At 34.7% G+C, this 26,005-nt stretch carries 28 protein-coding genes and 1 riboswitch; of the genes, 20 read left to right on the top strand and 8 right to left on the bottom strand.

What is annotated here, in order from left to right; genetic code table 11:
• The first annotated feature begins 4 nt into the window (after positions 1-4).
• Genes pxpA through pcp form a run of 4 tightly spaced genes read left to right on the top strand, consistent with a single transcriptional unit; the run spans position 5 to position 3,136 of the window.
• Positions 5-778: a 5-oxoprolinase subunit PxpA gene (pxpA, locus tag B5P42_RS21745; RefSeq protein ID WP_113735202.1), complete on the top strand. Its 774-nt coding sequence runs from the start codon at positions 5-7 to the stop codon at positions 776-778.
• Positions 779-812: 34 nt separating this feature from the next.
• Positions 813-1,508 carry a DUF969 domain-containing protein gene (locus B5P42_RS21740; RefSeq protein ID WP_002127994.1) on the top strand — a complete coding sequence of 232 codons (696 nt, stop codon included), beginning with the start codon at positions 813-815 and terminating at the stop codon, positions 1,506-1,508.
• Between the two features lies 1 nt (position 1,509).
• Positions 1,510-2,472 (top strand): DUF979 domain-containing protein, encoded by a 963-nt coding sequence (locus B5P42_RS21735; protein ID WP_044443113.1) that lies wholly within the window; start codon positions 1,510-1,512, stop codon positions 2,470-2,472.
• A gap of 16 nt (positions 2,473-2,488) precedes the next feature.
• Positions 2,489-3,136 (top strand): pyroglutamyl-peptidase I, encoded by a 648-nt coding sequence (gene pcp, locus B5P42_RS21730; RefSeq protein ID WP_113735201.1) that lies wholly within the window; start codon positions 2,489-2,491, stop codon positions 3,134-3,136.
• Between the two features lie 497 nt (positions 3,137-3,633).
• Here the strand turns inward: pcp and B5P42_RS21725 are convergent, their stop codons facing one another.
• Entirely contained in the window at positions 3,634-5,121 is a 1,488-nt protein-coding gene (locus B5P42_RS21725; protein WP_002066298.1) for a peptide MFS transporter, read from the bottom strand.
• Positions 5,122-5,330: 209 nt separating this feature from the next.
• Positions 5,331-5,765, bottom strand: coding sequence for a DNA cytosine methyltransferase (locus tag B5P42_RS32860; RefSeq protein ID WP_258397521.1), 435 nt, complete (start codon positions 5,763-5,765; stop codon positions 5,331-5,333).
• Positions 5,766-6,043: 278 nt separating this feature from the next.
• On the opposite strand from B5P42_RS32860, the gene B5P42_RS21715 reads away from it, so the two are divergent.
• The 3 genes from B5P42_RS21715 (at position 6,044) to lepB (ending at position 9,783) form a co-directional block, all read left to right on the top strand.
• Positions 6,044-6,769, top strand: a complete 726-nt coding sequence (locus B5P42_RS21715) for an NAD-dependent protein deacylase (RefSeq protein WP_113735200.1) — start codon at positions 6,044-6,046, stop codon at positions 6,767-6,769.
• 225 nt (positions 6,770-6,994) lie between these two features.
• A complete protein-coding gene (locus tag B5P42_RS21710; RefSeq protein WP_181458819.1) occupies positions 6,995-9,151 on the top strand; it encodes a peptidoglycan D,D-transpeptidase FtsI family protein in 2,157 nt (718 codons plus the stop codon).
• 110 nt (positions 9,152-9,261) lie between these two features.
• On the top strand, positions 9,262-9,783 hold the full coding sequence (gene lepB / locus B5P42_RS21705) for a signal peptidase I (protein WP_113735198.1): 522 nt from the start codon (positions 9,262-9,264) through the stop codon (positions 9,781-9,783).
• A gap of 33 nt (positions 9,784-9,816) precedes the next feature.
• Here lepB and B5P42_RS21700 read toward each other — a convergent pair whose 3' ends face one another.
• Entirely contained in the window at positions 9,817-10,440 is a 624-nt protein-coding gene (locus B5P42_RS21700; protein ID WP_113735197.1) for a cephalosporin hydroxylase family protein, read from the bottom strand.
• A 182-nt stretch (positions 10,441-10,622) separates the two neighbouring features.
• On the opposite strand from B5P42_RS21700, the gene B5P42_RS21690 reads away from it, so the two are divergent.
• A complete protein-coding gene (locus B5P42_RS21690) occupies positions 10,623-11,147 on the top strand; it encodes an NUDIX hydrolase (protein WP_113735196.1) in 525 nt (174 codons plus the stop codon).
• 81 nt (positions 11,148-11,228) lie between these two features.
• Here the strand turns inward: B5P42_RS21690 and B5P42_RS21685 are convergent, their stop codons facing one another.
• On the bottom strand, positions 11,229-11,993 hold the full coding sequence (locus B5P42_RS21685; protein WP_113735195.1) for a class I SAM-dependent methyltransferase: 765 nt from the start codon (positions 11,991-11,993) through the stop codon (positions 11,229-11,231).
• 197 nt (positions 11,994-12,190) lie between these two features.
• On the opposite strand from B5P42_RS21685, the gene B5P42_RS21680 reads away from it, so the two are divergent.
• On the top strand, positions 12,191-12,682 hold the full coding sequence (locus B5P42_RS21680) for a DUF2716 domain-containing protein (RefSeq protein WP_113735194.1): 492 nt from the start codon (positions 12,191-12,193) through the stop codon (positions 12,680-12,682).
• A 96-nt stretch (positions 12,683-12,778) separates the two neighbouring features.
• Here the strand turns inward: B5P42_RS21680 and B5P42_RS21675 are convergent, their stop codons facing one another.
• The 3 genes from B5P42_RS21675 to B5P42_RS21665 form a co-directional block, all read right to left on the bottom strand.
• Positions 12,779-13,549, bottom strand: coding sequence for a DNA alkylation repair protein (locus tag B5P42_RS21675; RefSeq protein ID WP_113735193.1), 771 nt, complete (start codon positions 13,547-13,549; stop codon positions 12,779-12,781).
• Positions 13,550-13,582: 33 nt separating this feature from the next.
• A complete protein-coding gene (locus tag B5P42_RS21670) occupies positions 13,583-13,888 on the bottom strand; it encodes an iron-sulfur cluster biosynthesis family protein (RefSeq protein WP_044443128.1) in 306 nt (101 codons plus the stop codon).
• Positions 13,889-14,007: 119 nt separating this feature from the next.
• Complete coding sequence (locus tag B5P42_RS21665) at positions 14,008-15,474, bottom strand: amino acid permease (RefSeq protein ID WP_113735192.1); 1,467 nt, start codon at positions 15,472-15,474, stop codon at positions 14,008-14,010.
• 112 nt (positions 15,475-15,586) lie between these two features.
• Positions 15,587-15,779: riboswitch (Lysine riboswitch) on the bottom strand.
• Positions 15,780-16,163: 384 nt separating this feature from the next.
• Here B5P42_RS21665 and B5P42_RS21660 point away from each other — a divergent pair.
• The gene (locus tag B5P42_RS21660) at positions 16,164-16,613 is read left to right on the top strand and encodes a GNAT family N-acetyltransferase (RefSeq protein ID WP_113735191.1); all 450 of its coding nucleotides are present in this window, start codon (positions 16,164-16,166) and stop codon (positions 16,611-16,613) included.
• Positions 16,614-16,653: 40 nt separating this feature from the next.
• On the opposite strand, the gene B5P42_RS21655 is transcribed toward B5P42_RS21660, so the two are convergent.
• On the bottom strand, positions 16,654-17,556 hold the full coding sequence (locus B5P42_RS21655; RefSeq protein ID WP_088031510.1) for a sulfite exporter TauE/SafE family protein: 903 nt from the start codon (positions 17,554-17,556) through the stop codon (positions 16,654-16,656).
• A gap of 207 nt (positions 17,557-17,763) precedes the next feature.
• On the opposite strand from B5P42_RS21655, the gene B5P42_RS21650 reads away from it, so the two are divergent.
• The 10 genes from B5P42_RS21650 (at position 17,764) to B5P42_RS21605 (ending at position 25,944) form a co-directional block, all read left to right on the top strand.
• Positions 17,764-18,561: a VOC family protein gene (locus B5P42_RS21650; protein WP_088031509.1), complete on the top strand. Its 798-nt coding sequence runs from the start codon at positions 17,764-17,766 to the stop codon at positions 18,559-18,561.
• Between the two features lie 14 nt (positions 18,562-18,575).
• Positions 18,576-19,514 (top strand): aminoglycoside phosphotransferase family protein, encoded by a 939-nt coding sequence (locus B5P42_RS21645; protein ID WP_113735190.1) that lies wholly within the window; start codon positions 18,576-18,578, stop codon positions 19,512-19,514.
• Positions 19,515-19,527: 13 nt separating this feature from the next.
• Entirely contained in the window at positions 19,528-20,271 is a 744-nt protein-coding gene (locus tag B5P42_RS21640; protein WP_002013591.1) for a metallophosphoesterase family protein, read from the top strand.
• Between the two features lie 122 nt (positions 20,272-20,393).
• Positions 20,394-21,056 (top strand): nucleoside/nucleotide kinase family protein, encoded by a 663-nt coding sequence (locus B5P42_RS21635; protein ID WP_113735189.1) that lies wholly within the window; start codon positions 20,394-20,396, stop codon positions 21,054-21,056.
• A gap of 49 nt (positions 21,057-21,105) precedes the next feature.
• Positions 21,106-21,648 carry a GrpB family protein gene (locus B5P42_RS21630; RefSeq protein WP_078175761.1) on the top strand — a complete coding sequence of 181 codons (543 nt, stop codon included), beginning with the start codon at positions 21,106-21,108 and terminating at the stop codon, positions 21,646-21,648.
• A gap of 275 nt (positions 21,649-21,923) precedes the next feature.
• Positions 21,924-22,748, top strand: a complete 825-nt coding sequence (locus B5P42_RS21625; RefSeq protein WP_113735188.1) for a DUF2785 domain-containing protein — start codon at positions 21,924-21,926, stop codon at positions 22,746-22,748.
• A 133-nt stretch (positions 22,749-22,881) separates the two neighbouring features.
• Positions 22,882-23,868, top strand: coding sequence for an alpha/beta fold hydrolase (locus B5P42_RS21620; RefSeq protein ID WP_113735187.1), 987 nt, complete (start codon positions 22,882-22,884; stop codon positions 23,866-23,868).
• A gap of 34 nt (positions 23,869-23,902) precedes the next feature.
• Complete coding sequence (locus B5P42_RS21615) at positions 23,903-24,574, top strand: response regulator transcription factor (RefSeq protein ID WP_113735186.1); 672 nt, start codon at positions 23,903-23,905, stop codon at positions 24,572-24,574.
• Complete coding sequence (locus tag B5P42_RS21610; RefSeq protein ID WP_113735185.1) at positions 24,571-25,605, top strand: sensor histidine kinase; 1,035 nt, start codon at positions 24,571-24,573, stop codon at positions 25,603-25,605. Before B5P42_RS21615 ends, B5P42_RS21610 begins: the two co-directional genes overlap by 4 nt.
• A 24-nt stretch (positions 25,606-25,629) precedes the next feature.
• Positions 25,630-25,944, top strand: coding sequence for a DUF3892 domain-containing protein (locus B5P42_RS21605; RefSeq protein WP_113735184.1), 315 nt, complete (start codon positions 25,630-25,632; stop codon positions 25,942-25,944).
• Positions 25,945-26,005: the final 61 nt, after the last annotated feature.

The raw sequence follows: 26,005 nt of genomic DNA, 5'->3' as shown, positions 1-26,005 counted from the left end.
CATCGTGACTAAAATCGATTTAAACTGTGATTTAGGAGAAAGTTTTGGAGCTTATAAAATGGGGAATGATGATGAAATTCTTCCGTTCGTTTCCTCTATAAACGTTGCTTGTGGTTTTCATGCGGGTGATCCGTCCGTTATGAGGCAAACGGTTGAAAAAGCCCTGCAGAAAAACGTAGCAATAGGGGCACACCCTGGATTTCCTGATTTAATTGGATTTGGAAGAAGGAACATGCATGTTTCAGCAAGTGAAGTATACGATTATGTTTTATATCAAATTGGCGCATTAGACGGATTTGTTAAAGCTGCCGGAGCGAAAATGCAACATGTAAAACCGCACGGTGCCTTATATAATATGGCGGCAACTGATTCGGAAATTGCGGATGCAATCGCAAAGGCAATTTATCATATTAATCCTGGATTATTACTTTACGGATTAGCGAATAGTGAGGCATTTATAAAGGCAACAGAAAAATATAATATAACTCTCGTACAAGAAGCTTTTGCTGATCGCACGTATAAGCAGGATGGAACTTTAACGAGCCGTACAGAAGAAAATGCTCTTATAAAAAATGAAGATGAAGCAATAAAACAAGTACTTCAAATGGTGAAAGAAGGGTATGTAGAATCGGTTAATGGGGGGAAAGTAGCAGTTCAAGCGCAAACGATATGTTTACACGGGGATGGAGAGAAAGCAGTCCAATTTGCGGGAAAAATATACAGAACATTCGAACTTAATGATATTTCTATATGCGCACCAAATAAAGTGAAACTTTAATTAGCGGGATTAAAAATGAGAGGAAGTGTTAAAATTGGTGAAATTAATTGGGATTTTACTTGTTGCGGTTGGGTTTTTATTTAGGCTAAATACACTGTTAGTAGTTATGGTTGCGGGTATTGTTACTGGTATGGTTTCAGGCTTAAGTTTTTATGATGTGATCAGCATGTTCGGTAAATTTTTCATAGAAAACAGATATATGTCTATGCCAATCATATTAACTTTACCGGTAATCGGAATTTTAGAGCGTTATGGTTTAAAAGAAAGAGCAGAAGCACTTATAACGAAATCAAAAGGAGCAACAACTGGAAGAGTATTAATGTCATATTTTACGATAAGAGAATCATCAGCAGCACTTGGACTAAATATTGGTGGTCATGCGCAAACGGTAAGACCGCTTGTTGCGCCAATGGCAGAAGGAGCTGCGCAAGGTAAATATGGTAAACTCCCTGAAAAATTGAGAGAAAAGATAAAAGCAAATGCAGCAGCTGCGGAAAATACAGCTTGGTTTTTCGGAGAAGATATTTTTATCGCAACTGGTGCCATTTTATTAATGAAAGGGTTCTTCGATTCAGTAGGTATGCATGTCGGTGTATGGGATATGGCGCTTTGGGGCATTCCAACTGCGATATCGGCACTTATTGTGAGCTGGATTAGGTTTAGAAGGTTTGACAAGTATATAGAGAAAACAATGAAGGCAGAAGAAAACCAAGAGAAGGAGGCTATATAAGATGAACATCATAACAATGGATACAATTTATTATGTATTAGGTATAATCGTTGCATTTATCGCTGTTCGTATTGTATTTGATCGTGAACATCCAAATAGATTTGGTTCTAGTTTATTTTGGGCATTGTTTGCAGTTACATTTATATTCGGAAATGTAATCCCTTCGTTTTACGTTGGTTGTATTGTGCTCGCTATGGTCGTTTTAGCTTCATTGAATAAAGTAACAAAATCTCAGGAGAAAGAAGTACCAGTACAAGAACGTGTGAAACATGCTGAGAAATTAAAAAATAAAATTTTTATGCCTGCAATATTAATACCTATTTTTACGATAATCGGTACGTTAACGTTAGGGAAAATTAAATGGGGAAATGTCGCACTTGTTGATCCTGATAAAGTAACATTAGTTGCATTAGCGCTAGGAGCATTACTCGCATTCGTTGCGGCGATGCGTATTACGAAATCCAAAATAACAACGCCTGTTCAAGAAGGAAGTAGGTTATTACAAGCTGTCGGTTGGGCAGTTATTTTACCACAAATGTTAGCGGCACTTGGCGGTATTTTCGCGAAGTCTGGCGTTGGGCAAGTTGTTTCAGATTTAGTCGGACAAGTGTTACCGACAGAGTATCCATTCGTTGCTGTTATGGCGTATTGTTTAGGAATGATGCTATTTACAGTCGTAATGGGGAATGCATTCGCAGCGTTTGCAGTAATCACTGGCGGAATCGGCTTACCTCTAATTGTACAAATGCACGGAGGGAATCCAGCTATTATGGCAGCACTCGGTATGTTTGCTGGATATTGCGGAACGCTGCTTACTCCAATGGCAGCAAACTTTAATATCGTACCTGCGATGCTTTTAGAATTGAAAGATAAAAATGCAGTCATTAAAGCACAAGTACCAATTGCTCTTTCCATTTTTATTATAAATATGTTTATTATGTACGGCCTTGTATATCGTTTCTAATTAGGAGAGTGAAACTATGAAAACAGTATTAGTAACAGGATTTGATCCGTTCGGGGGAGAAAGTATCAACCCAGCTTGGGAAGTCGCAAAAAGTTTGCATGAAAAAACAATCGGAGAGTACAAGATTATTAGTAAACAAGTTCCAACCGTATTTCATAAATCAATAAGAGTATTAAAAGAGTATATAGAAGAGTTGTCGCCTGAAATGATTATATGTATTGGACAAGCTGGGGGCAGACCAGATATTACGATAGAGCGTGTAGCAATTAATATTGATGATGCAAGAATTGCTGATAATGAAGGAAATCAGCCGGTGGATATGCCGGTTGTAGAAGAAGGACCTAATGCGTATTGGTCTACACTTCCGATGAAAGCAATCGTGAAAAAACTTCGCGAAGAAGGTATACCGTCATCAGTTTCACAAACTGCAGGTACATTCGTTTGTAATCATTTATTCTATGGTCTCATGCACGAACTAGAAAAACATGATAAGAAAATAAAAGGCGGATTTATTCATATTCCGTTCTTACCAGAGCAAGCGAGTAACTATCCAGGTCAACCGAGTATGTCACTTTCTACGATTAGTAAAGGGATAAAATTGGCAATTGAGGTAGCGACGGAAGTGGAAGTAGATATTGTAGCGTGCGGCGGTGCGACGCATTAAGTAAAAAGCATGTTAATTAAAGAGGGCTGATGCAGCCCTCTTTGTGTGTTTGTATTTTGTAATTGAAGATGCAGTATAGAATATAAAGGGAAAGGTTGCAATGGGAGTATTCTAACAAATATGGAATTGTTCCAAATAAAAGGGAACTTTTTAAATAGTTTCTTAATGATGTAGAATTTTCGTCTATATGAATGGATAAAAAGTTAAGTTCTGATAAACTCAAAGACATACAAAGTAATGATTTTAAAATGGTGTGATAAAAATATCACACCATTTTTATGTAAAACAAACAGAGTGAATTTTTTCCATTAGTAAAGTATAACTGGGTAAGAGATAATCATCAGAATTGTTAATTGTACTATGATTTTTCAAAACTGATAAATTTAAATATAAGTACGGTAAGAATGCGATATTTATCTAACTTTTACAAAAAAGAGTAACCCGTTTGGCTACTCTCCACATAGAAACTTGTATTTGTTCATTTCAATAAGAGACCGTTATTGAAGTCCCTTCATGAAATTTTGGATTTTTGATGATAATGTAAACAGCAGGATGCTAACTAAAATGGAGATAGCACCAATAACACCAAAGTAAATTGCTTCTGTTGCAGGATTATACAGTTTAACAACTTGGGCATTTATTGCTTGCGCAGACGCAGTTGATAAGAACCATAAGCTTATGGTTTGCGAAGAGAAAGCAGCTGGAGCCAGCTTCGTCGTTATTGATAACCCTGAAGGAGATAAACAAACTTCTCCAATTACAATTAAAAAGAAGCTAAGGACTAACCACATAGGATTCACTAAAGAGTGAGTACCGTTGATTAAAGCCGGAATAATCATAACTAAGAATGATAAACCTGCAAATAGCAATCCAATAGCGAATTTTTTTGCCGTTGAAGGCTGCTTCTTGCCTAACTTTATCCAAACCCATGCAAAAATCGGGGCAAGCGTTACGATAAAGATTGGACTTAATGATTGGAACCAAGCGGAATGCAATGTAATTCCATTGAACTGTAATTGAGTTCGTTGATCCGCGTATGTCGCTAAGATAATAGCACCTTGTTCTTGTATAGACCAAAATATTGTAGCTGCAATAAAGAGTGGTATATACGCAAGAAGACGAGATTGCTCTACTTTTGTTATTTTAGGACTACGATACATATAAATGAAATAATAGGCTGGAATAACAATCCCTAAGATACTAATCAGGAATGTAAAACGATTTATAGTTAACAACCCAGTTGGAATTGTAACCACACCTAGCAATGTTAATACAACTAGACCAACACTGAAATACTTAATAGTCTTTTTTCTTTCCGAATCTGATAATGGATTAGGTACTTGCGTACCGACTAGACCAAGGTTTTTCTGTTTTGTTCCAACAAATACCCCTAACCCAATTGCCATACCAATTGCCGCAACTCCAAAACCAAGGTGGAAATTATATTGCTGACCTAATGTTCCGACAACTAAAGGTGCAAGTAAGGCACCTAAGTTAATACCCATGTAGAATATACTGAACCCTGAGTCACGACGCGCATCTGTTTCACTGTATAAACTTCCTACGATGTTCGATATGTTAGGCTTTAACAACCCTGTTCCTAGAACTAAGAAGACCATAGAGATAAATAACGCACTTTTACTACCCGGTAAAGCTAAAATAAGATGGCCAATCATAATTAAAACGCCACCAAAGAATACGGTTTTACTTGGACCAAATAAACGATCCGATATCCATCCACCGATAATACTAGACATGAACAGTAAGGAACCGTAAATTGCCATTATCGAGGTTGCGGTAGATTGATCAATTCCTAATCCACCTTTTGCGACCGAATAGTACATATAATACAGTAAAATAGCTCTCATTCCGTAATGAGAAAACCTTTCCCAAAACTCAGTGAAGAATAAAGTGAATAATCCTTTTGGATGCCCAAAAAATCCTGTTTGAGGAATACTTTGAACAAGTTCGTTTTTTTCTTTCATAATGTTAATATTACCCCTTGTTAATTTTTGATATTATACAAGTATAACTTAAGAGGCTCCCAGTAGTCCATAACTATCTAAGCCCATCGATGAAGAAAAGCAGCCTTCTGGCTGCTTTCTAAATGAATTGAAAAATCGTCATTTGCTCATTAGACACACCTTTCACTGAATCTACCTCTAAACAATCCAGAATTGATTGTGAGAGTGCTTTAGCTACTAAGAATGCTACGGCCATTACCAACAAGTGTATATTGTTGACTTAATGGTATATGAGGCGGAATAACGTATGTATCTGGAACACTCATTAATCTTAAGCAATCTCGAACGGTTAACCTTCTATTTTCTTGCGGATGAATAAACTCTCTACCATCCTTTGCAATATGAGAAGTGATAGTGTAGGATGGTTGATCCCAAGATAACTTTCTTACACCATTAAATTGGTTTGGTTTTGGATTTGTAATTAAATCAAGTATCCTTTCAGGAGTAGGACTAGTCCATGTAGCAGTATGGTTTGGAAAAGTACCTAACACTTTCTCACGCGATTTAATAGTATCCGGGCTAGGTAAGTCGCCAATTGCATCTCTAGGAGTAACAACGGCAGATGTAGGGAAGTTAAACGATACATTCTTTGTGTTTCCTAGCAAGGCCGACTACATTCTCCATAACATAATCAGTTGTGAATTTATAAGATAAACAATTATTCTTAAAGCTGGTTTGAATTTTCGAAAGGTTTTATGCCAGTTTGCGGAATTAAAATTAAATAACTTTATTTTAATTGAACAGTAGTTATCTTTGAAACTTTAATTACACCTAAAAAAGTTGGGGGTTAATTCATGCAATGAAGTAAGTAAAATGAATTGTACAACACCTACTGTAAACAACTGGTATAATAAGTATAGGAATATACATAGAGGTGATTTTTGTGCAATATGAGGAAGTACGTTCGATATTAGAAAAAGCAAAGAAAATTACAGTGTTAACAGGGGCTGGTGCAAGTACGGAAAGTGGTATCCCAGATTTTCGTTCAGCAAATGGATTATATGCTGATGCGAATGTAGAGATGTATTTGTCGAGAGGCTATTATAATAGAAATCCAAAAGAGTTTTGGAAGCATTATAAAGAAATCTTTCAAATTAATACGTTTCATCAATATAAACCAAATCGAGGGCATCGCTTTTTAGCGGAGCTAGAAGAACAAGGGAAAGACATAACGATTTTAACGCAAAATATTGATGGTTTGCATCAAGTAGGTGGTAGTAAACATGTAATTGATTTACATGGAACACTTCAAACTGCGCATTGTCCGAAGTGTAAAACGGGATATGATTTACAATATATGATTGATCATGAAGTACCGCGTTGCGGGAAGTGTAATTTCATTCTAAACCCAGATGTTGTTTTATACGGAGATACACTGCCACAATATCAAAATGCAATAAAACGTTTATATGAAACAGATGTACTTCTCGTAATGGGAACGTCATTAAAAGTGCAACCTGTCGCTTCATTCCCAGAAATCGCAAAGAGAGAAGTAGGCGCAACAACAATTTTAGTAAATGAAGAGTTAACAGGGCAAGAATACAATTTTGATTTTGTTTTTCAAAATAAGATTGGTGAATTTGCCAAAGGGTTATCCTCGGTTAAATAAGTTTTTGTTTTCGTAAAGAAACTGAGGTGAATGATATCCACCTCAGTTTTTTTGTATGAATTATATTCATGTTATTGCGTATAAGGGGAATGGTAATAAATAGGATGAGAAAATCAAAAACTGAAAATTAAATCTTTTATTTCTTTTGTAATTAATATAAAATTCTATATATAGCATATAAATAAATTTAATACATAATGGTTCATGCGTAGAAATGTTAATAGAATGAAGCGAGGGAGCAAAATGAGACAGAAAAAGGAGAAACAGAAACAGTCGAAAAAGAAAAAGACTCATATTCCGTTTCGGTTAAATGTACTATTTTTTATCGTTTTTCTTTTATTTTCAGCTATTATTATTCAATTAGGTAAAGTACAAATCATTGACGGAGAAACGTATCGAAATGAAGTGAATAAAAAGGAAGATGTAACGGTGAGTACTCCAGTTCCGAGAGGGAAGATGTTTGACCGGGAAGGGAAAGTTATTGTAAATAATAAACCGTTACGAACTGTTACATATACGAAGATGAAAGGAGTGGACTCAAAAGAGGTTTTAAGAGTGGCAAGAAATTTAGCACAGCTAATTGAAATGCCGCAAGAAGATATGGACAAGTTAACAGAGACAGATAAAAAAGACTTTTGGATGCAGTTAAATGAAAAACGTGCAGCAACAAAAGTAACGAAAGAAGATGAGAGTAAATTTAGGAAACAGGAAATAGAAGGGAAAGACTTAGATAAGAAAGTAGAAGAGTTGAGACGAGAAAGAATTACACAAGAAGAATTAAACGAGCTTTCGAAAGAGGATATAGAAGTACTAGCAATTAAAAGCAAAATGAATGCGGGATATAAAATGACGCCACAAATCGTCAAAAAAGATGTAAGTCAAAATGAATATGCAGTAGTGAGTGAAAGATTATCGAGCTTGCCAGGCGTAGATACGACTGTGGATTGGGAGCGCGAATATCCAAATGACAAAATACTACGTTCTGTACTTGGTAGTGTTTCTACTGAGAATGAGGGATTACCAAGGGAGCAATTAGACTATTATTTAGTGCGAGATTATAACCGAAATGATCGTATTGGTAAGAGTTACATCGAAAAACAATACGAAGATGTGTTACATGGAACGAAAGAACAGTCTAAAAATATTACGGATAAAGCTGGAAATATTATTCGGACTGAAAAAGTGACAAAAGGAAAAAGTGGAAATAATTTAATGTTAACAGTTGATATGGATTTACAGAAAAAGGTGGAGGAAAGTCTTGAAAGGAATTTAAGGGCATTTCATTCTTCTGAACCGATGATGGATCGTGCATTCGTCGTTATGATGAATCCGAAAAATGGTCAAATTCTATCATTAGCAGGAAAGAAAATTGTAAATAAAGATGGCGGGATGCAAATAGAAGACTACGCTTTAGGAACGATGATAAGTTCTTACGAGTTAGGATCAACGGTGAAAGGAGCTACGGTATTAGCGGGATATCAAACAGAAGCGATTAAGCCATATACGCATTTCTTTGATGCACCAATGTACTTTAAAGGAAGTTCGAAGCCGAAGAAATCGTGGAAAGACTTTGGAGATATTGATGATTTAAGAGCATTGCAAGTTTCATCCAATGTCTACATGTTTAATACGGCGTTAAAGATTGCGGGGATTGATTATGTACCAAACAATCCGTTAGATATTAGGCAAGAAACATTCAATAAAATGCGCTATTACTTTAGACAATTTGGTTTAGGTGTACCAACCGGTATTGACCTTCCAAATGAATCGATTGGTCAAATGGGTAGAACAGATAATATACCTGGTTTTTTACTTGACTATGCCATTGGACAATATGATACATATACGCCGCTTCAGCTTGCGCAATATATGTCAACGATTGCAAATGGTGGTTACCGAATGAAACCACAAATTGTACAAGAAATTAGAGAGCAACCGAATAGACCAGAGGAAGTCGGGAAAGTTATGCAATCGATGGAACCAGTCGTGTTAAATCGAGTGGATATGGATCTTTCATATATAAATCATGTGAAAGAAGGGTTTAGAAGAGTTTTCCAAGAGGTAGATGGGACCGGTGCTGGAACTTTTAAAGGATTACCTTATAAACCGGCTGGGAAAACAGGGACAGCAGAAACAGTGTACGGTGGAGAAAGTGATATTGGAAGAGATGAAAATAACTATCGAAAAAAATGTTATAATTTAACTCTCGCCGGGTATGCGCCATATGATGCTGATCCGGAAGTTGCTTTTTCTGTTGTTGTGCCATGGGTAAATAATGATAAATCAGGTATTAATTCTGCAATTGGTAAAGAGGTTTTGGATGCATATTTTGATTTAAAAACGCAGAGATCGGGTGTAAGTCCAGTCCCAGTAACACAATAGCCGAGTAAGGCACAGTAAAAAATTCAAATTGTAGTATATCACTGCGCAAATGAACAGGTGCAGTGATATATTTTTGAGTTAAAAAGTGTTTTGATAAGGTGGGAATGGATATGAAAGAGGAGAATAAGAGAGGTTGGGGAAAGTACGTACTATTTATATTTGTCCTAGTAGTAACGTACCAGTCTTTCACTTTATGTAAAGTGGAAGGAAAATCAATGCAGCCAACTTTACATGAAGAAGACTACGTATTTGTAAATAAAGCTGCGGTACATTTTTCTAGCTTACAGCACGGAGAAATCGTCATTATTAAGGAAGAGGATGAGTCGAAATATTATGTGAAACGTGTAATAGGGCTTCCTGGTGACGTAATTAACATAACGAATGGAACTGTATACGTAAATGACAAAAAGCAAGATGAACCTTATATAAATAAAGATTTATATAACAATACACAAGTGTTTTATAATTTTCAAAAGACAAAGATTCCGCCAAATAAGTTATTTGTAATGGGAGACAATCGTGAACAAAGTAAGGATAGTCGAAATGGTTTAGGATATATTGAAGAAGATAATATAATAGGAAAAGTGGAATTTGTGTACTATCCTTTTTCGAAAATGAAAATCATAAAATAAGTGGGGATTCACAAAACCCCACTTATTAAAGTTTCACTTTATCTTCTTTAAAAAACCTTTTGGATTAAATGATATGAAAAACTTATGTTTAGATTCATCGATTATGAAATTGCTATTTTTAGTTAAAAACTCTTCCACAGCTTCCATTGGGCCAGGGCCCCAATCAGGAAGGAGAGGATTTCCGTTAATACTTGTATCTTCTACAATAATGTAACTGCCAGTGGTTACAATAGATTTATAAAGTAAGAGTTCTTTCGATACATGTTCTTTACTATGATCAGAATCTAAAATAACTAAAATCACATCATCAGGTTTGCGCATACTTAATATTGATTGGATGGCCTGTACAGAAACAGATGAAGCTGTTAAATACGTAATTCGATTATGGGATGGCCGATTTGGTTGCGGAGTTATATCGATAGTAAGTACGTGACCTTTTCCAATTAAATCTAACATAGAAGCTAAAAACAGTGCACTACCACCGTGAAAAGTTCCGCATTCAATAATTAAATCAGGCTTTAATTCGTATAATATTTCTTGATACAAAAAGAGATCAGAAGGAAGTTTGCAGATTGGAACCCCGAACCAGTGTGTACCATGTAACCAAACGTTGCTGTCGTAATATTGTTTTAGAAATTCGCTACTAATGTTATCGATTTTGAATTCTCCTTTCTAAAAAGGATTCTTTCATACGTAAAGAGTTTACGTATGAAAGTTGTACTATATATTATGTGGTAAGGGATTATAAGGCGAGTGTTTTCACGTGAAAATAAGCCAAATAACACATGTGGAAAATGAATTGCTTACAAAAGAAGATGTAAATGAAAGGAAATGATCGTATGTATAAGTACACAATTTGCTTCATTAGAAAAGGAGATAGAATACTTCTACTAAATAGAAACAAGAAGCCGACAATGGGAATGTGGAATGGTGTCGGAGGGAAAATAGAAGAGTATGAAACGCCATACGGAGGAGTCATTAGAGAAACCTTTGAGGAAACGGGAATAGAGCTTCCAAGTGTAACGTATAAAGGGAATGTTATTTTTAAAGTTAAAGACGAACCTCGGGGTAGCGAAGGAATGTATGTATTCCTAGCTGATTTACCAGATGGAGTACATATTGATACGCCAGTAAGCACTCATGAAGGTATATTAGAATGGAAGTCAATTGATTGGATATTAGATGGTGATAATAGAGGTGTAGTTAGCAATTTGCAAAGATATTTACCGACATTATTAAGTGAGGACAACAATTTAGAGCATATATTCACATATGATAATCGGAATATTATTGATTACAAAACTACACTTTTGATAGAAGATAATACGAAAAAACGATATGAAAAATATCTCGTTTCTCAATAAGAGAAGAAACGTTAAAATAAGAAGAGAAAGCCAAATTCTTTATGGGAATTTGGCTTTTTACAAGGAATGCTAATTCTAAGTTTACTCTTCATAATGTGCTTTAATAATAAAGCGGTGTTGCTTCACATCGAAATATCCCTTTTGTAAGATAATTTCATGTATGCGATACAATTCCTCGGTATAGCTATCTACTATAAAATCAGGAATTTGCCACGGAATTGCTTGCAAGTAATAGACAACAGCACCGACATCATAAAAACGTTGAAGAGGGAATTCTTCTTTCGCTTCTAAAATAGTAAATCCATTTTGTTCTAATTCACTACATGCCGTTTCGAGTGACCAACTTGAAAATTGGCTATTCAGCGGTGTGCCAAACTGCTCATTCAGTTCCGCACAATCAAGACCACCGACTTGTTGTGTAAGAAATGTTCCATTGATGGAAAGACTTCTTTTCACTTCAGAAGCAGAATAGGATTCATGTTGATTCACAATTAAATCAAACTGACCATCTTGAAATGGTAAAGCAGTATCATCAGTCACTTCTACGACTATAACTCCTAAAGGTTCTAATTTCTTTCGTGCAATTGGGACATTCGGAGCATAGCCCTCAGTCGCATAAATAGTTGACGGGAACGGTTGTAACATAGATAAAAACTCTCCGCCACCAGTCCCCATATCTAGCATTGATTTTGCACGTTGCATAAGCTGGAAAGCAGTGCTACCGTATGACCATGATAAAGGCTCACTATTCATACGGCCAGTTTCTGAAATGAAAGAGAAATCCCAGCCGCTAAAGTTAGTCTTTGCACTTTCTAATAGTGCTGAAAATAATGGATCACGTTTCATATTGTTGTCCTCCTATTTCGTTAATAAATGATATAGTAAGAAAAGAAAAAGGGAGGACCTCTTATTAAAGTGGAACGGTTTTATGTTTCGTGTTCGAATAGATTCATATAAATTAGCTCCTTGCGAGAATGGTTATTTATATATTCGGGAGTATCGAGTGAAAATCCTTTGAAATTATAGGGGAAGGCAGTTGTTTAATGAAAAATTGGATGGAGTTTACAGACAAAGAGTACGACCAAATATGGGATAGGGTATATAGTGAACTTAAGTTTTCGCCAAGTGATTCTACATTCCCATCATTTAAGGTGCCAAGTCCCTTTATAACATATGATATTTCTCATTACTTCAGAGAGTCGGTAGATTTAGATGTATATGACGACCTGGAAGAAAAAGCATTACTAGTTTTTAAAGAGAATACGGTATCGAATGAATATATAATGGCACTTGATTGGCAACATGAATGTTACTGGGTAAATCCACATTTAAAGTTTGATAGAAATGAATTTGATGAGTGGACAATCCCGATTTTTCCAAATGGAGATTATTATTTCTTTATTCAGAAGGACTTTAAGTGGGGCTATTTAGGGCATCCGTGGGAGGAGAGTATAACGATATTTGGAAAAGAATTAATAGATGCTTTTGATCAACATAAACCGGAAATGTTTCATAAGATTTTAAGGCAGGGTTAATGTTTAAAAGAGAAAAACGTTTATACTTCCAAATGAAGTATAAACGTTTTTATTATTAGCTGTTTTCATATAGATTGTTGCTTTCTTTACAAATACTTAAAAACAAAAATCTTTTGGTAAAGTGCCATTTTTTATCATCGTTCTTAATCCATGTTTTATAATCCAAGGATTAACAGGATGGTTTTTATCGAGTAATTGTTGCAACCATTGAAAAACGAGTTCGTTATCTTCTTTCGTAATATCATTAATGTGATTGGCTACAGATTTTTGAACATACTTAGAAGGGTCATTCATTAATGGCTCAAGAAGCTTTAAATTATTTCTGAAGTCACCTTTCAGAGCTCCTATTTTTTTTGCCCAAGGAAGTCTTGGTCTAGTACCTTCTGAAACTAATCTCCTGATGTGGCTGTTTTCATCACGTAACCATTGCTGCAATATGTCTAAGGTTTCTTCATGGTATTTTTCAAGATAAGGACGAATGGCATATTCAGCAGTATTTCTTTTTGTTATTTCATACATTGCATTGAATGAGGATTCAAAATCGTTAAGTCCATATTTTTCAACGTATTTTGCGATAGGCATATACATATAACCCTTTGTAAATGTGCCGACTTCTGTTGTATTTTCTGGTCCTAATGTTTTCAGTAATATATGTATTGCTTCATTAAAATCTTTTTGTAATGCATTGTGTAATTCATCTGCTATTACTTCTATACGTTGCTTTAACTCTAAATTTTCAACTTTATATGTTACGGAATCTACAAAATTTTTTTTAGAGAAATTAGGAACGTGTTTAGAAATAGAATCAGCCATTTTTTCTGCTAATTCTTCGTTAAATAAAAATTTTAACGGAACATATTTGCCCATTTTTTCACCCCATTGGTCGGATAAAAACAATGTTTATTTTTTAATCGACAATCCATACACCAAAGTCTCACTAGGAGTCGTAATACTAAAACCCGTCGTTTTATAATCAAGTTTCACCGTATCACCAGTGTAATCTGTCGTGAATGAATCCATTTGTACGATAAGCTCTGCATCTTCATATACAACATCATCTGCACGATATGTATCCCAAATTAAATCGACATCAACGAAAATGCTACAAGAGTTTGTCATTGTCCCTCTAATGCGAATAATCTTTTTGTCTTCACGTTCTAATCTATGTATAGCAGCTTTTGCTTCATCAGTAATACGAATGTTCATGTGATCCCAACCTTTAAGTGTATTTACTTTATTATTGCAAAAAGATAAGAAATAGGGAAGTAAATGGGATTGTAATAAAAAAACGAGCAAACAAATTTGTTTGCTCGTTTTGCTATACTCTATTTTAGTTCACATTTATCAAGTGGAATTACTTTCGTTTTCTTAGTAAATTTATATCCTAACCATAGTACTAAGAAGAGTGGTAAACCGATGTAAGAAACGAGTACACCGTTCCAGTCGATAGATGCTCCTGTAAATGCTCCGTAGTTTTGACCTAAAATAACGATAACACAAAGTGTAAATGCAAAGATTGGACCGAACGGGAACCATTTTGCTCTATACGGTAAATCTTTTAAATCTTTTCCTTGTGCAACATAAGCTTTTCGGAAACGGTAATGACTAATAGCAATCCCGACCCAAGCAATAAATCCTGACATCCCAGAAGCATTTAATAACCAAATGTATACAACACCGTCACCGAATAAAGAAGCGATGAAAGCGATGCTACCAACTACTGATGTTGCAATTAATGCGTTAACAGGTACACCGCGGCTATCTAATTTACCTAAGAACTTTGGTGCTTTTCCTTGGCGAGCTAAATCCCAAAGCATACGAGTTGATGCGTACATTCCAGAGTTACCAGCAGATAAAACTGCCGTTAAAATAACAGCGTTCATAACAGAAGCAGCGAAGGCAACGCCCGCTTTTTCAAATACTAGTGTAAATGGACTTACTGTAACATCACTTGCTGCAAGGCTATCAGTCGTATAAGGAATTAATAAACCGATAACAAGAATTGCTAAAATATAGAATAATATAATGCGCCAAAAGATAGAACGAATTGCTTTCGGAATATTGCGTTCTGGATCAGCAGTTTCACCAGCAGCTACCCCTAATAATTCAGTTCCTTGGAATGAGAAACCAGCTGCCATAAATACACCGATAATTGCCATGATGCCGCCATTAAATGGTGCATCTGCAACAGTGAAGTTTTTAAAACCGACAGCTTCGCCGCCCATAATTCCAAAAATCATCATAAAGCCGACAATTAAAAAGATAATAATAGTAACTACTTTAATAAGTGCGAACCAATATTCAGATTCACCAAAACCTTTAACAGATAAATAGTTTAAGAGAAAAATAATAGCTAAACAAAGTCCACTCCAAATAAGAGAAGGGGTATCTGGGAACCAAAATTTCATAATTAATGTTACGGCTGCTAGTTCAGCAGCGATCGTAATCGCCCAGTTATACCAATAGTTCCATCCAAGTGCAAAGCCAAGTGATGGATCAACAAATTTTGTTGCATAAGTGCTAAAAGATCCAGTAACAGGCATGTAAGCTGCGAGTTCTGCTAAGCTTGTCATTAAAAAATAAACCATAATTCCAATTGCGGCATATGCGACTAATGCACCGCCAGGACCAGCTGAATGGATAACACCACCACTGGCAAGAAATAATCCGGTACCGATTGTACCACCGAGAGAAATCATCGTAAGGTGACGAGATTTTAATCCGCGTTTTAATTCACCTTGTCCTTGTGTAGTTTGCGTTTTAGAGGTAGATTGATTTGTTGCGCTATTCATGTTCAACACTCCTTTTCTTGTAGGTTAGGAAGGAGCGGGGGAGAAAAATACAAAAAACCGCCAAAGGAATTAGGCGGAACGTTTCACAAATAACCACCCCATCATACCCTTCCGTTAAGATAGCACCCCACGTTTACACGGTAATTTTGTAAACGTGACAGTTCTGTTCCTTTCGGAGACAGCCCCAGCTCATATTTCCAGAGAAGAAATATAAACTTCGGCAACTTTTCCTTTCAAACGGAGTCAGTGACATTCGCTGTGTCTCGTCCATTTTACTTTTAAAAGTCGCAACCTCTACCTCATCGGATTGATGAGGATTTATATATTGCTAAGATATTTAATATATGGCAATTGTAATGACTTTCTGAATATATTGCAAGGAATTTTGTTAGGAAAAGTCAAAAAATATCGGTTATTGTATAGGAAACGCTTGCATAACTCCACCCGAACCTACTATTATGTAGCAATAAGTAAAAAAAAAATTGTTATACAAATGTTTCGCAAAAAATATTGAAAAACCCTTTAAAATTAAAAGAAAATTCAGAAAATATAATTCGACATAACTATCAGAAGGGGATTATTCCTTAAATTCGTTTCAAAGAATAAGTATAAATTCGATAAATAGAATGAATATTCTTTTTAATCCTGATAAAATTGAGGTATTGTTTAATTGAAAAGGGGATATCATTATGAAATTAGAAACGGAAAGATTACATATAGTACCGTGTACAGAAGAATGGATTCCAATTGCGGATAATCAAGGATACAATAATGGTCCGCATATTGTAGGACATATAGAAAATGTGAAACGAGATGTGGCTTCATTACCGTGGGGACCGTGGTATGTTATTCGGAAAGAGGATGATGTGGTTCTAGGTGATATAGGATTTAAAGGGAAACCGAATGAGCAACATACGGTAGAAATTGGTTACGGATTTATTGAGAAATATTGGAATAAAGGGTATGCAACAGAAGCAGTTAGTGAATTAATGAAATGGGCTTTTCAAACAGGGGAAGTGGAAACGATTATAGCGGAGACATTCCTTGATAACTATAGCTCCATTCGTGTATTAGAGAAATTACATATGAAAAGAGTAAATAGTACTGAAACGATGGTCAATTGGAAAATAGAAAAATAAAAAATACCGCTCGAAGTAAATCGGGCGGTATTATTATTAATTATGGTAACATTTGTTTTTGATCTTTCGGATAGCTGGCTGTCGATACGTTAGAACGATTGGAATGATTACGAACAGCAATAAAAATAGATATAATAACGACAAGACCAACTGCAACATAAGAAAGTGTAATAATAGTTGGATCTACTTTAAATGTAGTAAGCAGTGTACGTATATTCGTAAAGATAATAAGTCCGCCAACGAGTACGCCAAGTAAATGAGAAGGAACGATGCGTACTAACCATGCGGCGATTGGTGCGGCAACAATACCACCAAGCATGAGGGCAAATACCCAAACCCAGCTTATTTGTTCCCAGCCAAGTGAGATGAAAAAGCCGATTGTTGCAGCGAGTGAAACAGGAAATTCGCTCGTATCTACAGATCCAATAACTTTTCTAGCATCATTTCCTTTTGCAAGTAGAACAGGTGTCGTAATCGGCCCCCAACCACCGCCGCCAGTTGAATCGATGAATCCAGCGAATAAGCCAAGTGGTACAAGTTGTTTAGCAGACATACGCTTATTTGAAGAAACAATTTGTTTTTGAATGATGAATCGTAATAAAATATAAACCCCTAAAGTAAATAAAAATATGGAAATGTACGGTTTAATTACATCACCAGGTAAATTGCTTAAAAAACATGCCCCAATAAATGCGCCAATTGCTCCTGGTAATGTAAGTCTGGAAACTGTATATTTATCAACGTTTCCAAATTTGATATGAGATGCACCAGAAGCGGCGGTTGTAACGACTTCAGCTAAATGAACTGATGCGGAAGCTACAGCTGGTGCGATACCAAACATTAATAATAGTGAGGTAGACGTTACCCCGTACGCCATACCAAGTGCGCCATCAATCAATTGAGCGCAAAATCCAATAATAGCAAAGATAATTAATTTCTGCATAAATAATCCCCCTGTAATAATAAATGAAAAAGGCACTTTTCCCGTGTGAGAAAAGTGCCTTTGGTTTTTCCAATCAGCAACATATTAATTTGTTTTATTATAATGCATATTAATCTTATAAATCAACTAGGTTTTTAAGTTTTTGGAATTGAATGAAAGAAAAATAAAATATACAATAAAAGGATGGAGAGAAAGGGGAGAAAGAATATGTTAGCATTTGATCATCTCGTTCACGCAGTGCATTGTACACCGGGGGAAGCGGCAAAACAAATGCAGGAGCATGGATTTCATACTGCATTAGGCGGTGAGCATACGACTTGGGGTACTTGGAATAGTTTATGTTATTTTGATTTATCATATATAGAATTTTTAGCAGTTCAGCATGAAGAAAAAGCGAAAGAAGCGGAAAATCCATTAGTACAAGAAACAGTGGTGAAATTAAAAAATGGAGAAGGGATGCTACAAATCGCAATTCGAACAGATGCAATTGAAGAACTAGCAAATAAGTTTAATAAGCACGGCTTACATACGATAGGACCATTTGAAGGGAAACGGATGAGAAAAGATGGTCGGCTTTTAGAATGGAAAATGTTATTTGTAAAGCAAGAAGAGAAAGGACCGAAATTACCATTCTTTATACAGTGGAATGAAACGGATGAAGAAAGAAGAAACGATTTACGTAAAATAGGGACGATCACTGAACATAAAAATAAAGTACAAGAAATTGAAACGATTCATTATACGGTGAAAAATGTTCGAGAAACAGTGCGGAAATGGAAAGAAGTAATGGAGCTAACTGCAAATTCAATCATACAAAATGAAGAATGGAATGCTGAGTGTCAAAGTGTATCGTTTGGTGATGTTCATGTGCAGTTTTGTGAACCAGTTGGAGAAGGGCTAGTACTAGAACGTTTGAAGCATCATGGCGAATATCCATTTGCAGTGGAGTTTAAAGGGGAAAATAAACGAGAGTATGAAGTGTTAGGTAGTTTGTTCGTATATTGATAGAGGTGAGTTTTGTGGAAGAAATGTTAAGAGAGATAGAAAGAAAACTAGAGTGGTCACGTATTGTAAAATGTACAGCAATTACAAAAGGTTTTTCACACGAAGAGAAGTATAAAATTGACCTAGAGAATCGAGAAACTTATTTTGTAAAAGTGTGTGATTCTGCTAATTATGAACGAAAACAAGAAGAATATATGTATATGAAACAATTGGAGTTATTACATATTCCAACGCCGAAGTTAATTCATTTCATAAAACTTGAGGAATTAAATAAATGTGTTCAAGTATTTGAATGGACCCAAGGTGTAAATGGTGAAGAGAGCTTAAGCAAGCTATCGGTGGAAGAACAGTATAATGCAGGAAGAAAAGCAGGGGAAATATTAAAGAGAATTCACTCGATAGAAAGAGAAAGTGCAAGTAATAAATGGGAAATATCTAGGTGGAATAAGTACAAAAGGTACATAGAGGCATTAGCAGATTATGAGGTGAATTTTCTGGATTTGAAGCCAGTATTAACCTTTGTAGAAAATCATAAAGACTTATTGAAAAATCGGCCTATCACATTTTTACACGATGATTACCACCCAGCAAATAGTATGATTCACAATAAGGAGTTTATCGTTATTGATTTTGGTGGATATGATTTTGGCGATCCAATACACGATTTTTATAACGTAGCGATTTTTACTACAAGAATAAGCAAACCATTTGCGGTTGGACAAGTTCACGGTTATTGCGGAGGCGATCCGTCACTCCACTTTTGGAAACTGTATTCATTATATGCAGCGATGACATTCCCAGCGGATATCGTATGGACAAATCGAACTACACCACATTTAGTAGAGGATATGAAAGAAAGATTGAACCGAATTATAGAAGATCATAATCATTTTTCATCTTATATTCCAAAATGGTATCAATCACAACATGAGGATATAATAAACAATAAATAACGGAGGGATTCATTTGGATAAAATTGCGGTAATTTCAGATATACATGGTAATATTCCGGCATTAGAATCAGTACTGAAAGATATTAAATTAAGAGGAATTGAACGTATTATTTGTCTTGGAGATTTAGTAGGAAAAGGTCCGCATTCTAGCGAAGTAATTGAAATCGTTCGTAAAGAATGTGAAGGAACCGTAATGGGAAACTGGGATGATTTCATTACAAAACCGACTGAATTTGAAGCGTTAAAATGGCATCAAAAACAATTGTCAGAAGAACAAAATGAGTATTTAAGAAGCTTACCATTTTCAATCGAGTTTTATATGAGTGGGAAACTGATTCGTATGTTCCACGCTTCACCGAGAAGTTTGTATGAAAGAATTCAACCACATGCAACAAGAGAAGAGCGTATTAGTATGTTCGAAAATAGTGAGCTCACAGAGAATATAGAAGGGGAAAGAAAACCAGATGTCGTTTGTTACGGTGACGTTCATCAGGCGTATGTGCAAAATTTTAGAGGGAAAACGTTATGTAATGCTGGTAGTGTAGGTAATCCACTTGAAATTACACAAGCTTCCTATTTAATTTTTGAAGGAACATACAATGAAAAAGAAGCAGCAAGCTTTTCCATTCAACTCGTACGTGTACCATATGATATTGAACTAGCCATCCGATTAGCTGAAGAGTTGGATATGCCAGAAATTGAGGAATACAAGCAGGAGTTACGAACTGCTTTGTATCGGGGGTTTAAAGGGAAGTAAGGAATATGTAACTTAATAAAAATATATCAACGATTTTTCAAAATATCGACTTACCGACAAACAGTGATGAAGTTTATTTATTATAAATATATTATGTAAACAGAGTTACGGGAGGGAATGTCATGCGCCGAAAACAACGCATTAAAAAAATTGTAGATCATATTTTTAAATTAAACTTAACCCATTCAACAAGAGTTGGAGTGAGTGGTATTACAGCTTCAGGAAAGACAACATTTGCAAACGAACTGGCAGAGGAAATGAAAAATCGGGGAGTACAAGTAACACGCGCCAGTATTGACGATTTTCATAACCCTAGAGTGATTCGTTATGCACAAGGAAAAGAGTCCGCAAGAGGGTATTACGAAGACGCACACGATTATACAGCTTTCAAAGAAAGGCTATTAAAACCTTTAGGACCTAACGGGAATTTACAGTATGAAACGATTTCTCATAACTTAATAACAGACATGCCTGTACATAATACGCCGCTAGTGGCCTCGCCAACTATGGTGCTAATAGTAGATGGAACATTTTTATTGAAAAAAGAAATTGAGTATCTATTTGACTATAAAATTTTCGTAGATACAGATTTTGAGATTGCGAGAAACCGTGGTGCAGAGCGCGAGACTGAGGCTTTTGGAAGTTATCAAGAAGCAGAGAAAATGTTTATAAACAGATATCATGCAGCTTGTAAGATGTATATAGATGAGCATAATCCGAAAGAATGTGCAAATGTTATATTTCAGAATAGTAATTTTGATGATCCGGTAGTTGTATTTAAATGAATTTAAAATCGTTTATATAGCAAAAAGTTCGTGAAAGGGGATGCGTCGGGTGGATAAAAAAGATAATCCGAACGATTGGCCTGTATGGGCGAATGAGTCAGTAGAGATAGTTAATGCAAATCCTGATTGGCAAGATAAAGGCCGATATGAAGAACAGCAACTTTATGAACTGCTTACTCCTCTCGGTATTAGCAAAGTAATACATATAGGAAGTACATCCATACCTGGTTTACCTGCAAAACCTATCATTGATCTAATGGCTGAAACAGACTCATTTGATAGAGTGCTCGATATTTCAGCAAAATTGTCTATATATGATTGGCATTATGTAGGCCCGGAATTAGATGAAAGACCTTGGAGAAGGTTCTTTGTGAAAGTGAAGAATAATAGGCGTGTAGCTCATCTGCATTTGATGATTAAAGGAACTGAACGATGGGAGCAACAACTTTTATTTCGTAACCGCTTACGAGAAAACCCACAATTAGTTTATGATTATTCAAATCTAAAGCAAGAGTTAGCTAAAAGGTTTAACCAAGATAGAGAAGCATACACAAAAGCTAAAACAGAATTTATTAAACAAGTTCTAAAATGATTTGAATTTTGATTGTAACTACGTTTGAATACAAATGAAAAAAATACTTTATTTTATGGCCTAAACTTACATGAAATGCATGTAAACAAAGTGAGAAGCTTTTGTGTTCCAATGTATTTCCTTTTATTTCTCGGGAGAAATTTATATAATTGAATCAAGTTCATAGAAAGATAGGGACTAAAACTATATTAAAAGTCGACTTAATTTTATGAGGGAAATTACAGGGGATAAGGCGAAAATAAGTTAAAAAACGTAAAAAGGGGACAGGAAATAAAATGACAGAAGTACTAGAACTAAAAGAAGAATTACAACAAATTCAAAATAATAATTATGCTGTGCCAGAAGATGTAGATGCATATCCATATGCACAGTGGATGCTAGATTATATCGGATCACCTGATGCTGAATTACGTGATGATTTGATTTATAGTACGCTTCACAAATGGATTACAAATGATGTATTTAGACAAAAAGAATTACGAGGATTAATGTTACAAGCAATTAGTCCTGATTATTTATTTTATAAAATTGGTGAAAAGGGAACAGATTCTGTATTTAAACGTGCGTTCTCCGTATTAATTCCGCCGCTTATTTTATCTGTTCATGAAAGAGAACCACTGTTATCTGAAGAACAGCTGTATAGTGTGGCAGAACAAGTTCTGGAATATGTCTATTTAGAAGGAGATGTAAGGGGTTACGTAGAAGGAAAAGGCTGGGCACATTCTACTGCACATGCGGCAGATGCACTAGATGCTTTAGCACGTACAATACAAAATCGTGAGTTTTCATATGCAATACTAGCTGCAGTTCGTCAAAAAGTTCGTATGAATGACTACGTATACATACACTTTGAGGATGAGAGATTAGTAACGCCAATTATGTCGTTACGTAATCAAAATCTTTTAACTGAAGAAGAGTGGAGCAACTGGCTACATAGTATAGCAATTGTTGAAGACATCCGACATCCTCAGCATGCTATTTTAGTACAAAATATTAGAGCTTTCTTAAGAAGTTTATATTTTACAGCTTTAGAGAATGAGGGTGCTACTGCCTTTACAGATGATATATTGGAGACTTTGGAGAAATTGCGTAGGTATTAAAAAAGGCCTTTGAATTGGAAATTTTATAAATAGTCCCTACTTAGAAACAAAGAGAAACTATTAATTTTCAAAAATTTATTAGAAATTTATTTTTATATTGTACCCTTTCAGTATAAGTTGAAAGGGGTGTCAAATGAAAAAATTATTGAAGATAGGAAAGAGTATATTTTTTGTGTGTAGTAGCATTATTTTTCTTGGAACAGGCGCTGTATTTATATATCATAACTATCAATTAAGAATGGAATCGAAATTAATGAACAATGAAGGGGAACTTGTTAATTTCAATAATAAAAAAATGAATGTTTATAATGAGGGGAGCGGGAAGGATACGTTTGTATTTATGGCCGGATCTGGAATTGCCGCTCCTGTTTATGAATTGAAAGGATTATATAGTGAATTTTCGAAAGGAAACAAGATTTCTGTAATTGAGAGGGCTGGTTATGGATACAGTGATGTTTTTCATGATGATAGAGATATTGATACGATATTAGAACAAACGAGAGAAGCGCTTATTAGAAGTGGGAATAAACCTCCCTATATTTTAGTGCCACATTCTCTATCGGGTATAGAGGCTATTTATTGGGCACAAAAATACCCAAGTGAAGTAAAAGGGATTATTGGGTTAGATATTGGTTTACCTAATCAGTACGTAACTCATAAAATAGACGAGGTTGATTCATTAATAATAAAAGGGATGAATATTTTAACGAAAATTGGTTTTCAGCGATTAGCTCCTTCTATTACTTATAATCCCGAAGTAATTCAGCAATCCTTTTTAACCGAACAGGAAAAAACTATTTATAAAGCGCTCTCATATAAACAAGCTTTTAATGATGATATGAAGCAAGAACTTTTACAAAGTTACAATAACAGTAACAAATCTAATTCCTTATCATTCCCAAAAGAAACACCAATTTTATTTATAGATGCGATTGCTAGGGAAAATAAAAACTCGAAATATACAAAGCAAAAAAACAGAGATTATGAGGAGTTTGCTAGCAAGTTATTAATAGCTGATGTGAAAAAAATTGAAGGTACACATAGTATTTATTTACACGCTCCTGATGAAATATACAAACTTGCAATGGATTTTATTAATAATAAAGTAGTGAAGAACTAAGCTATTGTTATTTTAGTGATGGAAGGTCTACATAATGAAAGAATATAACATATTAATTGTTGAAGATGATTTGATGATAGGAAATTTATTACAAAAAAATTTGCAGCGTGAGAAGTATAAAGTGTATTGGGAGAAAGAAGGAAAGAATGTTCTTGATGTAATTCATGAAATAGATTTAGTCATAATGGATGTTATGTTACCAGGTGAAGATGGTTATCAAATTACAAAAAAAATAAAAAATCTAGGATTAAATATTCCAATCATATTTCTATCAGCTCGGAATGATATTGATAGTAAACTAAAAGGTCTTACCATTGGAGAAGAATACATGATAAAACCTTTTGATCCTCGGGAATTATTGTTAAGAATTCAGAAAATGTTAGATAATCAATATGGTACTTTCACGCAAATTAAACATTTATTTATAGATGCAGAATATAAAAGGGTTTTCACTAATGGTTTGCGTGATGAAGTTGTGTTTACAGCGATTGAGCGTAAAATATTTTTCTATTTGTATGAAAATAGGGATAGAATTCTAACAAAAGAACACTTCTTTGATTACTTATGGCAACTCGAAGATAGAAATCAAAATATCATGAACGTACATATAAAGAAAATTAGGACCAAAATCGATGATAAAACAGGTAACATTATTCAGAACATATATGGAGAAGGGTATAGATTAAATACCTTTATGAAGAAATGAAATTAAAGAATAAATATCAGTTATTACTATTCACTGCTATTATTAGCGTACCATTGTTATTACTGTTGATTAGTATCTTTGTATCAGTTATTTATAATGTTGCCTTTAAAACTAAAAACAAGAACATTCCTTTTCATGAATCCTTTGCATATCCTACTATGTTAATCATATTTTTATTATCACTATTAGTATTAGCTTTTGTATTTTCAAAATCAATTAATACATTATTAAATAAAATTAATGTATTAAATCAAACGATTCGAGATTTAGCAAGTGATAAAAAAATTCCAAATATAATAGATGTCAAAAGCGATGATGAGATGGGGGAACTGATTAAATCAGTAAACTTGCTTATAGAAAGAACGACTTACCGAGAATTAGAACTACAACAACAGGATCAAATAAAAAAGGAACTATTAAATAAATTACGGCATGATATTAATACACCCTTAACAGCGGTTAGATTACAATTATATTATTTAGAAGGCGAATACGAAGGACAAGCACCAGTACTTGAATCAATGTATGGGCAGATACAATATATAAGTGATTTAACTAACGAATTTAATATTCAACCTACAGAGACATTAGAGAATACTTATATTGTGAAGGATGAAGTGAATATACAAAATTTAATAGAAAACATGGTTAAAAAATGGAGCTATTTGTATAGCATTCATAAAATTGAATTAGTATATAATCCACAAGATAAAGAGTTGGTATGGAATAGTAATGAGTTATGGATTCAAAGGCTATTTGATAATATTTTTCAAAATGTGCTTAAACATTCACAAGCTAAAAAACTCAAAATCATTATAGATGAAGATGTTGTTTTCTTTAGAGATAATGGAATTGGCTTTGATATAAATGTCAAAGGAACGGGAATAGGATTAAAAAATATTGAAGATATATCAAAGATGTTCAATATAAAATACACTTTCCAATCAAATAGTGAAGGGACTATGTTTTTATTTGAAAGCATTCAAGTTAAGAGCAAAGTACATAAAACCAATACCTTCCAAACATACTAATAAAATATTTTGGGGGTGAAATTTATGGACAAAAAAGACTTTCAAAAAGTTTATAATGATTATTTACATCAAGGAGAAGAGCAAGCTCAATTTGAAGTAGACAATGAAGTCAATTCAGGAGCAGAACAAATTGTTGCCGTTCGTAAAAATGATGATGGGGATTTAATTGCTTTTAAGACAAGTAGCGGGAGAGAGTTAGATTATATTACTGCACTTAGTGAAGCGAAATCAGGGAAGTTAGCTCATGTGGACGTATTTCATAAGTATGGTAGAGATATTATACGTAGTGAACCTGATGGAATAAAGGAAAATAACTTAGATAATTTACCTTCATTTTAAACAGGTAAACCTCAAGAAGAGAATGTTCATTTGGATATTCTCTTCTTTGTTTTGCGAAGTT

It is taken from the genome of Bacillus sp. SRB_331 (assembly GCF_003264175.1).
Lineage (GTDB): Bacteria > Bacillota > Bacilli > Bacillales > Bacillaceae_G > Bacillus_A > Bacillus_A mycoides.
Note: the sequence above shows the minus strand (reverse complement) of the source record. Positions and strands in the feature narration are given on the sequence as shown.